The 14,149-nt window shown below is 71.1% G+C and carries 8 protein-coding genes; 5 read left to right on the top strand and 3 right to left on the bottom strand.

Going from position 1 to position 14,149, the window contains the following annotated elements:
- The first annotated feature begins 137 nt into the window (after positions 1-137).
- Complete coding sequence (locus VFV19_05215; protein ID HEX4823687.1) at positions 138-485, top strand: RNA-binding protein; 348 nt, start codon at positions 138-140, stop codon at positions 483-485.
- Between the two features lie 81 nt (positions 486-566).
- On the opposite strand, the gene VFV19_05210 is transcribed toward VFV19_05215, so the two are convergent.
- Together VFV19_05210 and VFV19_05205 are read right to left on the bottom strand one after the other, a co-directional pair.
- Entirely contained in the window at positions 567-1,934 is a 1,368-nt protein-coding gene (locus tag VFV19_05210) for a sigma-54 dependent transcriptional regulator (protein ID HEX4823686.1), read from the bottom strand.
- The gene (locus tag VFV19_05205) at positions 1,931-3,400 is read right to left on the bottom strand and encodes a HAMP domain-containing sensor histidine kinase (protein HEX4823685.1); all 1,470 of its coding nucleotides are present in this window, start codon (positions 3,398-3,400) and stop codon (positions 1,931-1,933) included. Before VFV19_05205 ends, VFV19_05210 begins: the two co-directional genes overlap by 4 nt.
- Positions 3,401-3,436: 36 nt before the next feature.
- Between VFV19_05205 and VFV19_05200 the strand changes: the two genes are divergently transcribed.
- The 3 genes from VFV19_05200 to VFV19_05190 are packed head-to-tail and all read left to right on the top strand — an operon-like array spanning position 3,437 to position 8,980.
- Entirely contained in the window at positions 3,437-4,657 is a 1,221-nt protein-coding gene (locus VFV19_05200; GenBank protein ID HEX4823684.1) for an efflux RND transporter periplasmic adaptor subunit, read from the top strand.
- 16 nt (positions 4,658-4,673) lie between these two features.
- The gene (locus VFV19_05195) at positions 4,674-7,766 is read left to right on the top strand and encodes a CusA/CzcA family heavy metal efflux RND transporter (GenBank protein HEX4823683.1); all 3,093 of its coding nucleotides are present in this window, start codon (positions 4,674-4,676) and stop codon (positions 7,764-7,766) included.
- Positions 7,763-8,980: a TolC family protein gene (locus VFV19_05190; GenBank protein ID HEX4823682.1), complete on the top strand. Its 1,218-nt coding sequence runs from the start codon at positions 7,763-7,765 to the stop codon at positions 8,978-8,980. Before VFV19_05195 ends, VFV19_05190 begins: the two co-directional genes overlap by 4 nt.
- Here VFV19_05190 and VFV19_05185 read toward each other — a convergent pair.
- Positions 8,974-11,427 (bottom strand): thiamine pyrophosphate-dependent enzyme, encoded by a 2,454-nt coding sequence (locus VFV19_05185; GenBank protein HEX4823681.1) that lies wholly within the window; start codon positions 11,425-11,427, stop codon positions 8,974-8,976. The two genes, VFV19_05190 and VFV19_05185, sit on opposite strands and share 7 nt — an antisense overlap.
- Positions 11,428-11,561: 134 nt before the next feature.
- On the opposite strand from VFV19_05185, the gene VFV19_05180 reads away from it, so the two are divergent.
- Positions 11,562-14,144, top strand: coding sequence for an SNF2-related protein (locus tag VFV19_05180; protein HEX4823680.1), 2,583 nt, complete (start codon positions 11,562-11,564; stop codon positions 14,142-14,144).
- The last annotated feature ends 5 nt before the right edge of the window (positions 14,145-14,149 follow it).

Below are 14,149 nucleotides of genomic sequence, written 5' to 3'. Positions count from 1 at the left end.
GGCATTCTTATCGTACAGAAACGACTGAATTGCGTGCCATCACCTGCGTGGCGCTTTGGCACGCGTACTGGGCCGAAAGTTCGGCTCGGGGGTCAGGATCTGGTTTCGGCTCCCGCGGGAGCGGTAGAGGTTCGAGCATGGGTACGAGACTGTACGTCGGCAACCTTCCCTTCAGTGCGGACGACGATCAAGTCCGCGAGCTCTTCGGTCAGAACGGCCGCAACGTGGTCGAGGTCAAGCTCGTCACGGATCGCGACACCGGCCGCCCGCGCGGTTTCGGTTTCGTGGAGATGGGATCGTCCGAGGACGCCGACAGCGCGATTCGCGATCTGAACGGACGTGAGTTCGGAGGCCGGCCGCTGACCGTCAACGAGGCGCGTGAGCGCAGCTCGGGCGGCGGTGGCGGGTTCGGCGGCGGTGGTGGCTACGGCGGCGGTCGCAGCGGTGGTGGCGGCGGCGGTCGCGGCGGCAATCGCCGGTACTGAGCGACACACACACATCGACAACTCGAAGGGCGCTCTCCGGAGCGCCCTTTTTTCTTACTGTGAACTGTTGACTATCGACTGTTAACCCGTTTCCGCTTCGTCGCCTTCGCCGTTCCCGAGCATCCGGTAGAGCGTGCGGCGGTCGATGTCGAGCGCGCGCGCGGCGGCCGCCTTGTTCCCCTCGTGCGCGTCCAGGACGCGCCGCGCGTAATCGCGCGACAGCTCGGCGAGCGTGAGGCCGAGGGCAGGGGATATGACCGTCGCCGCGGCCGGCCGCGCGCCGATCCCCGCGAGGTCCTCCGCCACGATCGTGTCGTGATCGGAGAGCGCGACCGCGCGCTCGAGCGTGTTTGCCAGCTCCCGCACGTTCCCCGGCCAGTCGTGGGCCATGAGGAGCCGCATGGCGTCTTTCGAGATCCCCGCGACCGGCCGCCCGAGGCGCTCGCAGGCGCGGCCGAGGAGGCCGTCGATGAGCGGGAGGATGTCCTCGCGACGGTCTCGAAGCGGCGGCACGTCGATGCGGATGACGTTGATGCGGTAGTAGAGATCGGCGCGAAAGCGCCCTTCGGCCATGAGGGTCTCGAGAGGCCGGTTCGTTGCCGCGACGACCCGCGCGTGCGCGTCGAGCTCCTCGACGCTGCCGACCGGGCGGACGCGGCCCGACTCGAGCACGTGGAGGAGCTTCGCCTGGGTCTCGGGCGCCAGCTCGCCGACCTCGTCGAGGAAGAGCGTGCCCGCCGAGGCCGCGACGAAAAGACCCTTGCGATCTTCCTTGGCGTCGGTGAACGCCCCGCGCTTCACGCCGAAGAGCTCCGACTCGACGAGGGTCGCCGGGAGCGCCGCGGCGTTCAGCCGCACGAACGCTCCGTTGCGGCGCGGCCCGCTCTCGTGAATGATCCGCGCCAGCTCGCCTTTTCCGGTCCCGCTCTCGCCGGTGAGGAGGACCGTGGCATCGGTCCCCGCCGCGCGCCGCGCGAGATCGACGGCGCGCCGCATCGCGGGGCTCACGGCGACGACGGTCGGGTCCGGATCCTCGGCGAGGCGGCGCCTCAGGCGCACGATCTCGTGCCGCATCTGGCGCTCGCGGAGCGCGCGCTCGACGACGAGGAGGAGCGCCTCGATGCGGAACGGCTTCGCGACGAAGTCGGCGGCGCCGGCGTGGATCGAGCGCACGGCGAGGTCGATGCTCCCGAACGCCGTGATCAGGACGACGAGCTGGTCCGGGCGCCGGGACTGGATCGCCGCGAGCAGATCGGTCCCGCGCATCCCGGGCATCTCGATGTCGGAGATCACGAGGTCGAAGTTGTCGCGCTCGATCCGCGCCAGCGCGTCGGCGGGGTCGGTGGCGCCGGTGACGGCGAACGCCTCGCGCTCGAGCTCCTCGGTGAGATAGGAGACGACCTCGGGATCGTCGTCGAGCACCAGCAGACGGCGCTTGCGCGCGCTCATGCAGAGGCCCCCTGCGCTGGAAGGTCGATCGTGAACTTCGTGCCCGATCCGGGCGACGTGACGACGCCGAGGCTTCCGCCGTGCGCGCGCACGATCGACTGGACCACGGGGAGGCCGAGCCCGGTCCCCCCTTCATTCTCGCGCGTGGTGAAGAACGGCTCGAACAGGCGGGCGCGCACGTCCTCGGTCATCCCGCACCCGTCGTCCTCGATCTCGAGACGCGCGGCCGGAATCGGCCCGTCGGGACTCTCGATCCGGCCGGGGCCCACGCGGATCGAGATGTGCCCGCCGTCCCGCGTCGCGGCGAGGGCGTTCTTCAGGAGGTTCAGGGCCACTTGCTGGATCTGATCGACGTCGGCGACGACGCGCGGAGGCTCCGGCGGACATTGGAAGGCGACGCTGATGCCGCGCCGCCGCGCCGACGGCTCCATGAGATCGAGGACGGTTCGCACCGGAGCGGCGAGGTCGGTCTCCGCCATCCGCGGCGTGCGGCGCTGCCCGAACAGCAACAGGCGCTCGACGATCCGCGCGATCCGGTCGGATTGGTCCGCGAGGACCGCCGCATTCTTCCTGACCTCGTCCTCGTGGGTGGACCGGGCCATGAGCGCGCGAGCGCGCCCGCTCATGACCTGGAGCGGCGAGCCGATCTCGTGGGCGAGCCCGGCGGAGAGCTGACCGATCGTCACGAGCTTGTCGACGCGCTGGAGCCCTTGCTCGAGCGCGAGACGCGACTCGACCTCCCGCGCGATCCGGTCGCGAGCCACCCTGAGATCGGCAACGAGCGCGTCGAACTCCTTGCCGAGTCGGCCGACCTCGTCGTTCCGGCGCGTGCCGGCGACATGAGGGGGCCGTCCCTCGCGCAGGCGTTGCATGCCGCTCGCCAGCGCGGAGAGCGGGCGGGTCACCCAGAGCGTTCCGAGCAGCGCCTGAACGCCGGTGAGCGCGATCACAAGGATGCAGAGCGAGACCAGGATCCCGCGCCGGGTGTCGACGAGGTCGCGCCGCACCTCGACCAGGGGCTGGACGAGGACGAGCGCGCCGGCGTCATGGCCTTCGTCGTCGACGAGCGGGAGGCCGAGCGTCGCCCGCCACGCCTGCTCCGCGTCGATCTCGAGGACCGGCTGGCGGGACGAGGCCGCCCGTGCCGCGAACGTCCGCAGGATCGGCTCGTCGACGCTCCCGATCGAGCGTGCCCGGAGACCGCCTTCCGGCGCGAAGACGAAGAGGTCGAGGTCGGGAGCGATCCCCTCGAGCGAGTCGAGCGCGCCCTGGATGTCGGTGTACTGCCGGTCGCGGAGGGCGTGCTCGAGCGACACCTGGACCGCGTTCCCGACGGTCCGGAGGTCGCGCTCGATCGCCCCGCGGAGATCTTTGCGCTCCTGCACCATCTGTCGCCAGCCGTGCGCGCCGGCGATGAGGAGGCTGACCACGCTGATACCCACGGTCAGCTTGGACGAAACCCGCATCCGTGCTCCCGCTGGCCCCCTGGGAGTGGGGACAGCATGTACCGAGTGTGGCGTGGATGCCAGTGCCGCCGCGCCCACAGCGCGCGATTGCGCCCGTTCGGAGTAGGCAAGGCCCTTGCAATAGAGCCGCTCACGATGGGTCGACAGTCCAGGCTCCTCCTTGTTCTGTTCGCCGCCTGCGCCGCTCCGGCGTGTACGACCTCGTTGGGCACCGATCGGGTTCAAAACCCGGCGGCGCAGGCGGCGACACCCCTTCCCCCTGGGACCGTTCGACTCCCTCGTGCCTCCCTCTCCTACGTGAAGGTGGCGGCGGTGGGCGTGGCGACGGGTTCAGTCGACGTGGCGGCACCGGCGCACGTCACGTTCCGGGACGGCGCGCGCTCGCGCGTCGGTGTGCCGTTCTCGGGTCGGGTCGTGTCGGTCAACGTCAAGACCGGCGATCCGGTGCGGGCCGGCGATCCTCTCCTGACGGTGGCGGCTCCGGACGCGGCCGCGGCGCGCACGGCCCGCGAGGCCGCGCGCGCCGCGCTCGAGGAAGCGCAGACGGCGGTCGAGCGGGAAGACCGCATGAAGGACGCGGGTGTAGGCATCGAGCGCGAGCGACTGGAGGCGGTGGCGCACCTGACGACCTGCCGCGCCGAATCGGACCAAGCGGAGGCGACGGCGAGGGTCATCGGCGAGGGCCGTGGGCTCGATCTCGTCGTCCGTGCGCCGATCTCCGGTATGGTGATCGACGTCAAGACATCGACCGGCGCCTCGGTCGAGCCCGGCGGCGACCCGCTCGTCGAGATCGGCGACCCCAACGCGCTGTGGGTCGTGGCGGACGTCGCCGATCACGATCTTCCATTCGTGGGCCCCGGCTCCAAAGCCATCATCGAGCTGGATGCGGCCTCGGCGCCGCTGACCGCTCGCGTGGTCGCGGTCGGTGCCGTCGTGAGCGACGCGCTCCGCACGGCGCCCGTGCGGCTGGCGCTCGACGCGCCGCCGGCCGGCCTCAGACCCGGAACGTTCGGGCGGGCGCGCATCGCGACCACCGTGTCCGGAACGACCCTCCCGTCCGAGGCGGTCCTGATCAAGGGCGGGAAGGAAACGATCGTCTACGTCGCCGCCGGTGACGATCTGTTCGAGCGGCGCGTCGTCTCGGTCGGGCGCCCGGTGGAGGGACGAGTTCGCGTCCTCTCGGGCCTCGCCCCCGGAGACCAGGTCGTCGTCGAAGGAGCGCTGCTCCTCGACGGCTCGGCCGAGCAACTCCTCTGATCCTCGCGAGACCCTCGTGCTCTCGTCTCTGATCCAGACCTGCGTCCATCGCCGTCTGCCGGTCCTCGCCGTCATCGGCGGGATCGCCGCGTACGGCGTCTTCGCCTACAACGAGACAGCGATCGAAGCTTTCCCGGACGTCACGAACATCGCGGTCCGCGTCATCGCGCAGATGCCCGGCCAGGCGCCGGAGGAGATCGAGAGGCAGGTGACGATCCCGCTCGAGCGCGTCCTCAACGGGACGCCCGGGATGATCCAGATGCGCAGCGAGAGCCTCTTCGGGCTGTCGCTCGTCTTCCTGACCTTCGAGGACGGCACCGACGGCTACCGGGCGCGGACGATCGTGACGGAGAAGCTCAACGAGGCCGACCTGCCGGAGGGCGTCTCGCCCGTGCTCTCCCCGGACGACACGCCGCTCGGCGAGATCTACCAGTACCGGCTCGTCAGCGACCGCCACACGCCCGAGCAGGTGCGCTCGGAGCAGGAGTGGAACGTCTCGCGCATCCTGCGCCAGGTGCCGGGGGTCGCCGACGTCGTCAACTTCGGAGGCTACCTCAAGGAAATCCACGTCCTCGTCGACACTCCGGCGCTCATCGCGCACGGTCTGACGCTCCAGGATCTCTGCGACGCGATCCAGCGGTCGAACCACAACGTCGGTGGCGGCTTCCTCCGGCACGGCGACCAGGAGCTCGTCATCCGCGGCGTCGGCTACCTGAGCGATCCTCACGAGATCGGCCAGACGGTGCTCAAGAACGAGGACGGCACCCCCGTGACAGTCGGCGACGTGGCGCGCCTCGTCGTCTCCCACACGCCGCGACGAGGTAACATCGGCTACAACGAGGCCGTCGACGTCACCGAAGGGTTCGTCCTCCTCCGGCGCGGCGAGAACCCGTCGCGAGTCTTGGAAGGCGTGCACGCCAAGGTCGGGGAGCTGAACGACAAGATCCTCCCGAAGGGGATGAAGATCGAGCCGTTCTACGACCGCACCACCCTCGTCGACCTCACGCTCTCCACGGTCCATCACAGCCTCCTGTTCGGCGCTCTGCTCGTCGCAGGGGTCGTCTGGCTGTTCCTGCGGAGCCTTCGTTGCTCGCTCATCGTCGCTTCCGTCATCCCGCTCGCGCTGCTCACCGCGTTCATCGGCCTGAGGTGGCTCGGCCTTCCCGCCAACCTGATCTCGATGGGCGCGATCGACTTCGGCATCCTCGTGGACGGCGCCGTCGTCCTCGTCGAGAACGTCCTCCACGAGACGGCGACGCACCGGCCGCAGACCGCGCGCGAGATGCTCTCGCTCATCGCGGGCGCAGCGCTCGACGTCGCCTCGCCGACCTTCTTCGCGATGGCGATCATCATCGCCGCGCTGATGCCGGTCTTCACGCTCGAGCGCATCGAGGGGCGGATCTTCCGTCCGCTCGCGATGACGTACAGCTTCGCGCTCGCCGGCGCGCTCGTCTTCGCGCTCACCGCCGTCCCCGCCCTCTGCGCCGTCCTGCTGCGCGCGCGCGCGGTTCCCGAGGGTGACCCCAAGTTCCTCGTGGTTCTACGCGCGGGCTACCGCCGGGCGCTCGCGTTCTCCCTGGCGCACCGCTGGGCGATCGGGGGCGGCGCCGTCGTGCTCGCCGTCCTCGGCGGAGCCGCGGTGATGGGTCTCGGCAGCGAGTTCCTGCCGGAGCTCGACGAAGGGGACTTCGTCATCTTCGTCGAGATGCCTCCGAGCATCTCGCTGGAGAAGGGCCAGGAGGTGCTCACCGATGTGCGGCGCCGCCTGCAAACCTTCCCCGAAGTCATCGAGGTCCTGAGCGAGCAGGGGCGCCCGGAGGACGGCACGGACGACGAGGGCGTCAACATGAGCGAGACGTTCGTGCACCTGAAGCCGCACGAGGCATGGCGGCACGGCGTCACGAAGGACAAGCTCATCGAGGAGATGCGCGCGTCGCTCACCGAGATCCCGGGCGTCGACTTCAACTTCTCGCAGCCGATCAAGGACAACGTCGAGGAGGCGATCACCGGCGTGCGGGGCAAGGTCGTGCTCAAGATCTTCGGGACCGATCTCGAGGCGATGCGAGACACCCTCGAAGCGGCCAGGACGTCGCTCTCGAAGGTCCGCGGCATCGTCGACCTCGAGCTCTATCGCGACGCCACGGTGCCGCAGCTCAACGTCACCCTCGACCGCAAGGCGCTCGCACGCGCCGGGATCACCGTCGGCGCCGCCGAGGACGTTCTCGAAACCGCGCTCGCAGGGCGCGTCGTGACGGAGATGTGGGAAGGCGAGCGGCCGATTCCCGTGCGCGTGATGCTGCCCGAGACGGAGCGCGGCGACCCCGAGGCGATCGGCGCGATCGCGGTCCCGGCGGTTGCCGGGAGTCGCCCGCTTCGCGACCTGGCACGCGTCTCCACGGACCCCGGCCGGGCCTGTATCAACCGCGAGGCGAACAGCCGCGTGCTCGCCCTCAAGTTCAACGTCGACGGCCGGGACATGGGCGGTGTCGTCAAGGACGCGATGGCGGTCGTCGACCGCGACGTCAAGGTGCCGCCCGGCCACTTCCTGACCTGGGGGGGCGAATTCGAGAATCAGGCGCGCGCGATGCGCCGGCTCGGCATCGTCGTGCCGATCTCGGCGCTGATCGTCTTCGCGCTCCTCTACATGGGGCTCCAATCGGCGCGAAGCGCCGCGGTCGTGATCGGTGTGACGCCCTTCGCCTTGACGGGGGGCGCCATGGCGCTCCTCGTGTGCGGCATCAACCTCTCCGTGAGCGCCGCGGTCGGATTCATCGCGCTCCTGGGACAGGTCTGCCTGGCGGCGCTCCTGGTCATGAGCGCCATCGATGCGCGCCGGCGCGCCGGCGTGCCCCTCCGGGAGGCGATCGTCGAAGGCGCGACGGGACGCCTCCGCGCCGTCCTCATGACCGCGCTCCTGGCGATCCTGGGGCTCACGCCGATGGCCCTCTCGCGGGGAGTCGGCAGCGAGATCCAGCGTCCGTTCGCCCTCGTCATCATCGGGGGCCTCGTGACCTCGATCGCCGTCGTGCTCTTCGTGCTGCCCGTCGCCTACGCGACGTTCGGCTCCGCCCCGCTTCCCGTTCCCGAGGAAGGAGATCCGCTCGCATGATCGCGCCCGCGTGTCTCGTTCTCGCCGCGCCGGCCGCGACCGAGATGACGTTCGCCGAGGCGCTTGCCGCCCTCCGCGCGTCGAATCCGAGGAGCGAGGCCGACCGCGCGCGCATCGCAACCGCTCAGGCGGAGGTCGTGGCCGCCGGCGTCGCGCCGAACCCCGAGTTCTCCTACGACGCGACGCGTCTCCACTCCGGGACGAACACCGGCGCCGCGGACACCGATCAGTACTCGCTTGAATGGCCGCTCCTCGTGTTCGGCCAGCGGGGCGCGCGCAAGGCGGCGGCGAAGAGCGGGGTGACGGCCGCGGAGGCCGGCGTGGGCGCGACCTTCGCCGAGCGCGCGCTCGCCCTGCGCAAGGCGTTCGGCACGCTGTGGGTGCAGCAGCAACGTGTCACGACCCTCGAGGAGGCGAGCGGCGACCTCGCGCGCGTCTCGTCGATCGTCGCCGGGCGTCGCGAAGCCGGCGACGCATCGCCGTACGACGCGCTCCGCGTGGACACGGAAGAGAGGACGCTGACCGCGCAGCTCGGCGACGCGCGCGCGGATCTCGCGGATGCTCAGGGCCAGGTCGCGCGGATCCTCGGGCGTCCCGGGTTCGCGCCCCACGCCGCCGCCTCGGTCACGGCCGACGCGCTGGCGACCGTGGCCCCCGAGACGGCCTGGGATGAGGCCAAGGCGCACGCGCCGGCGCTCGTCGCGGCCCGGAGCGGCGAGGATGCCGCCGCCGCGGCCGAGCGTGCCGCGCGCCGCGACCGCTATCCGGTTCCGAGCCTGACCGGCGGCGTCGAAAACACGCGCGACGCCTCGAGCCGGTCCGCGCTCTTCGGCATCTCGGTTCCGCTCCCGTTCCTCGACCGGAACCAGGGCGGCGTGGCGCGGGCGCGCGCCGCCGCCGGCGAGGCATCGCTCGACCGCCTGGCGCTCGAAGCCGAATGGCACGCCGATCTCGACACGGCGCTCGCCGTCGATTCCGAGCGGCGCGCGGCGGTCGCCACGATCGAGTCCGGTGTCGCCGCGCGACTTCCCGAGCTGCGCTCGATGGCGGAGACCGCGTACAAGGAAGGGCGGGGCGGGATCCTCGACTTCCTCGACGCGCTGCGTACCCTGACCGCCTCGCGTCTCACCCGCCTCGATGCGCTCGAGGAGGAATCGCACGCCGACGCGGAGCTGCTCTTCCTGCTCGGCCGGGTGGAGGAGACGCCTCAGTAGGCGAGGAGGAGACGCGCCGCGCGGAGCACACCTTCGTCGCCGGGGAGATACGCGTCCTCGAGCGGCGGCGAGTAGGGCGCCGGCGTGTCGAGCGCGCCGACGATCCTGACCGGCGCGTCGAGCTCCTCGAAGCACTCTTCCTGGACGATCGCGGCGAGCGACTCGCCGATCCCGCCCGTGCGTGTGTCCTCGTGCGCGATCAGGACCTTGCCGCAGTGACGCGCCACGGTGAGCAGCGCCTCGCGGTCGATGGGCTGCAGCGAGCGGAGGTCGAGGACCGAGGCCTCGAAGCCCTCCTTCGCGAGCGTCTCCGCCACGCGGAGGGCGACGTGGACATAGGCGCCGTAGGTCACGATCGCGAGGTCGGCCCCGGCGCGCCGCAGGGCCGCCTTTCCGATCGGGATCGGCCGGGGCGGCTCCGCCGCGAGCCGCTGCCGCACCCTGGGCTCGCGGTACAGGGCGATGTGCTCGTAGTAGAGGACCGGGTCGGGATCGGCGACCGCGGCGGCGAGGAGTCCGCGGGCGTCGTGGGGCGTCGAAGGGCAGACGATCTTGAGGCCCGGGGTGCGGTAGAACCACGCCTCGGTGTTCTGCGAGTGATAGGGCCCCGCGCGCCTCAGGCCGCCCCACGGCATACGGACGAGCATGGGGACCGAGCCGCCCCAGCGGTAGCGGATCTTCGCCGCGTTGTTGACCAGCTGGTTGAAGCCGGTGGCGACGAAATCGTTGAACTGGATCTCGCCGATCGGCAGCGTGCCGCCGAGCGCCGCGCCGACGCAGACGCCGAGCACTCCGGCCTCGGCGATCGGCGCGTTCACGATGCGATCGCCGAACTCCTCGAGGAGGGGGCGCAGAAGGAGGAACGCGTTCCCGTACTTGCCGCCGACGTCCTCGCCGTACACGAACGCGAGCGGGTGGGCGCGAAGGGCATCCCCGATGCCCAGGGTGATCGCCTCGAGGAACGTCGTCCCCTTCGGGTCGTACGGCGGGGCGTCCTCGACGGGCGGCAGGGGAGGAGTCCGCCGCGCGAGGCGCGCGCCGGGATCGCCGAGAGGCTCGACATGCCTTCGCTCCGGCTCGCCCGCGAAGACGCCCGTCCCCGCTCGGGACGCGTCGGGCCAGGGGAGGTCGATGACGGCCCGGGCTTCGGCCTCGACCGTCGCGTCCGCCTCGCGCTGCCATCGCGCGAGATCGTCCGCGGCGATGACGCCGTCGGCGGCGAGACGCGCGGCATACGTGGGAATCGGGTCGCGCACCGCCCATCGCGCGTAGAGATCGGCATCGGCGTACCCGGCGGCGGTGGGTTTCGGATAGTCCCACGATGGGGCGGGGTCCTTCCCGAGGTAGAGCATGTCGTCGTGATGCGCGTGGCCGCACATGCGCATCGCGACGAGCTCGAGGAGGACCGGCCCGTCGCCCGCGCGCGCGCGCTCGACGCCCCACGCGAACGCGGCGGCGATCGCGTCGGGATCGGTGCCGTCGAGGGTCAGGCCGGGGATGCCGTAGCCCGCGGCCTTGTCGGCGAAGACACGCACCGCCGACTGGTCGGCGACCGGCGTCGAGAGCGCCGTCTGATTGTTCTGGACGCAGAACACGGCGGGAAGGTGGCGTGCCGCGCAGAGATTGATCGCCTCGTGCCACTCGCCGAGGGAGGTCCCGCCTTCGCCGATGTACGTGACGGCGACCCGGTCCTCGCGCCGCACCTTGAACGCCATGGCAAGCCCTGCGGCGGTGAGCGACGAGATGGCGAGCGGCGCCGACGCGGGCAGGATCCCCCAGCCGAAGTCGCCGACGTGGAGATCCTTCCCGTCCATCGGCGGGCCGGCCTTTCCCATCTGGCCGCTCAGGATCATCCGCACCGTCGCCGGCTCCGGCCGCATCGCGAGCACGGCTCCCGCATCGCGGATGAGCGGTGCGACGACGTCGCCGGTCCAGCGCCCGTCCTCGCCGCGATACCGCGCACCGCGCCGCAGGCGGATCGCGGACGCGTAGATCGCCTCCTGGCCGAGCGAGCGGAACCCCTTCCCCTGAAACGACGCCTTCCCGTAACGCACCTCGCCGCCGGTGAAAAAGGCCTTGAGCCGGTTGTCGACCGCGCGGGTGAGGATCATCCCGCGGAGGATCTCCCGTCTCTCATCTGGAGTCAGCGACGCACGGAGCGACTCCCGCCTGAGGAAGCCGTCGCACGAGATCACCACCGCCTCCTCGGCACGACGGAGCCGCTCGGTGGCGGTGACGCCCGGCGTCGTCTCGTGGCTCACGCCGGCCGCGCGAAGCCCCAGCGCCTCGCGCACCGCTCCCGCGAGGTCGTGGCGGAGCGATTCCGGATCGCCGTGCCCGAGCCCGGCGAACGCCGCGATGAGCCTCTCGGCGGATTCGGGGTGCGCCTCGGTGACGAACGCCGCGAAGCGTGCGGCGATCGGGGCGAGTGTGTCCGGCTTCGGCATGCGGGATCCGTGGTCTTTCGCGCGCGCGAGCCGCCGATCGTACCGCCCAGGGCCCGGCGGCGGCAAGCCTGGCGTTCATTCCCGCCTTAAGGCACACTCTTCGGCTTGATCCCCCCGTTTCGCGAGAAGGGCTCTTGAAGACACGAAAGTCCAAGCCAGCGCGGCCGGCGTCCTCCGCGGTCCCCGCGGATCACGCGCTCCTCAGCTTCGACGTCCGCGAGTGGGCGGGCGAGAGGATCGCTCACGCAGGGCACGAGAGCGCCCTCCTCGGCAAGGTCGCGTCGCTCCGGCTCGCGGCGGACGGCCGCTCGGTCGAGGGCAAGGTGCGCGACCAAGGGCCGACGCCCTATCGCGTCAGCGTCGCGCTCGTCGACGAGAGCCTCGAGGCCCGGTGCGAGTGCCCGTACGAAGAGGGGCCGGTCTGCAAGCACGCGGTCGCGGTGATCGAGGCGCTGCGGTTTCCGCGTCCGGCGCTCGTCCAGGTCGCCGGATCGCAGCGCCGCGCACGGCGCGCGGGGCGGCTCGCACGCGGCCAGGGCCGCATCGTCACCCACGCGCCGATGCAGACGGGGATGCTCCTCGCGGCACCGGGCGAGTGGGCGCTGACGCGCGACGAGCGCGTCGACCTGGCGCGCGAGGAGGAGCTCAAGGCGAGGAAGCAGCGGGCGAGGAAGGAGCGGCCGACGATCACGCGCCTCGGGCGGCAGCGCGGCGTCATCCCGCGCTTCCGCGTCGCGGGCCACGGACGCTCGGGACCGTACACCGTCGCCCTGCGCGGCTCGGAGGCCCGCCTCGCCTCATGCACGTGCCCCGACTACGAGAAGAGCGAGATCGGCACCTGCAAGCACATCGAGCGCGTGCGGAGCTGGTATCAGAGGCAGACGAAGAAGCCGCAGGCGCCGGCGCTCGCGATCTGGTGGCGGCCGGCGGAGTGGCTCGCCGGAGTGCCGGACGCGCTCCGCGAGATCCGCTGCGACGCCGTCGAGACGTACCCGCCCGGTGGTCTGAGGACCTGGTTCGACGGAGAGGGGAGCCTCCTCCCGGCACCCGCAGACACCCCGGCGCTCACGTGGATCGAGAGCGCGATCGTGGCGGCGCGTCAGATGGCGGAGGACGGCGGCCTTGCCTTCGATCTCGATCCGGCGGTGACGGCGAGGATCGACGAAGCCCGCGAGCAGGCCGAGCTGTCGGCGCGCCTGCGCGCCGTGGAGGTCGGCGACCCGGTCTGGAACGAGGCGATCACCGGACTCGGCTTCCAGCTCCACCCCTACCAGGCGGAAGGGGCGGTCTTCCTCGCGCAGAGCGGACGCGCGTTCCTCGCCGACGACATGGGGCTCGGCAAGACGCTCCAGGCGATCGTCGCGACTCTCCTCATGAGGCGCACCGCGGGGATCGCGAAGACGCTCGTCGTCTGCCCCGCGTCGCTCAAGCATCAATGGGCCGGCGAGATCTTGAAGGCTTGCGGCGAGAAGGCGCGCGTGGTCGAGGGCTCACGCGCGCTGCGTGCCCGGACGTACCGCCGCTGGAAGCGCGGGTTCCTCGTCCTGAACTACGAGCTGGCGCTCCGCGACCTCGACCTCGTGCGCGCCGCGAAGGCGGAGCTCGTCGTCCTGGACGAGGCGCAGCGGATCAAGAACTGGGACACGAAGACCGCCAAGGCGGTCAAGGAGCTCCAGAGTCCGTTCGCCTTCGTGCTCACCGGCACGCCGCTCGAGAACCGCCTCTCCGAGCTGCACTCGATCGTCGAGTTCCTGAACCCGCGCGCGCTCGGCCCGCGCTGGAGGCTCCTCCCGTTCCACGCCGTCACCGAGCCCGGCGGCAAGATCGTCGCGTACGAGTCGCTCGACGTCCTGAGGTCGCGTCTCGCCGGGTTCTTCATGCGGCGCGAGCGCGTCGAGGTCCTGGACCAGCTCCCGCCGCGCACCGACAACACCTTCTGGACCGAGATGACGCCGGCGCAGCTCCGGCCGTACCGGCGGCACGCGCGGAAGGTCGCAGCCCTCCTCGCGCAGAATCGCCCGCTCAAGACCGCGGAGGTACGCCTGCTCCTCCAGTCGCTCACGTCGATGCGCATACTCTGCAACGCCTGGGCGCAGTACGAGTGGGAGAGCTCGGAGGGCCGCCTCAAGGACGGTCACGGTGCCGACGGCGATCTCCGCTGGATCCACTCGCCGAAGCTCGAGGAGTTCACGCACGTTCTCGAAGACCTGCTCGAGCGCCCCGGCGCGAAGGTCCTCGTCTTCAGCCAGTGGGAGCGCCTCCTCCGCCTCGCGCACTACGCGGTGCGGCCGCTCCTCGAGCGGCGCGGCGAGACCGCGACCGTCTTCCACGGCGGGATGGACTCGCGCGCGCGTCTCCTCATGATCGAAGGCTTCAAGAACGACCCCGCGCGCCGCGTCCTCTTCTCGACCGACGCCGGCGGCCTCGGCCTGAACCTCCAGGACGCCGCCTCGGTCGTCGTCAACCTCGAGGTCCCGTGGAACCCGGCGGTCCTCGAGCAGCGCATCGGCCGCGTCCATCGCATGGGTCAGCGCAAGAGCGTGCAGGTGCTCCACTTCGTGACCCGCGGCGCCATCGAAGAGCGCGTGCGCCAGGTCGTCGAGAACAAGAAGGCGCTCTTCGACGGCCTCCTCGTCGACGAGGTCGACCGCGTCGTCCTCGACGAGGCGGTCCAGGCGAGCTTCGTGGAGCGGGTGCGAAGCTTGATGACGGCGTAGCGAGG

It is taken from the genome of Candidatus Polarisedimenticolaceae bacterium (assembly GCA_036275915.1).
Taxonomy (GTDB): domain Bacteria; phylum Acidobacteriota; class Polarisedimenticolia; order Polarisedimenticolales; family DASRJG01; genus DASRJG01.
Note: the sequence above shows the minus strand (reverse complement) of the source record. Positions and strands in the feature narration are given on the sequence as shown.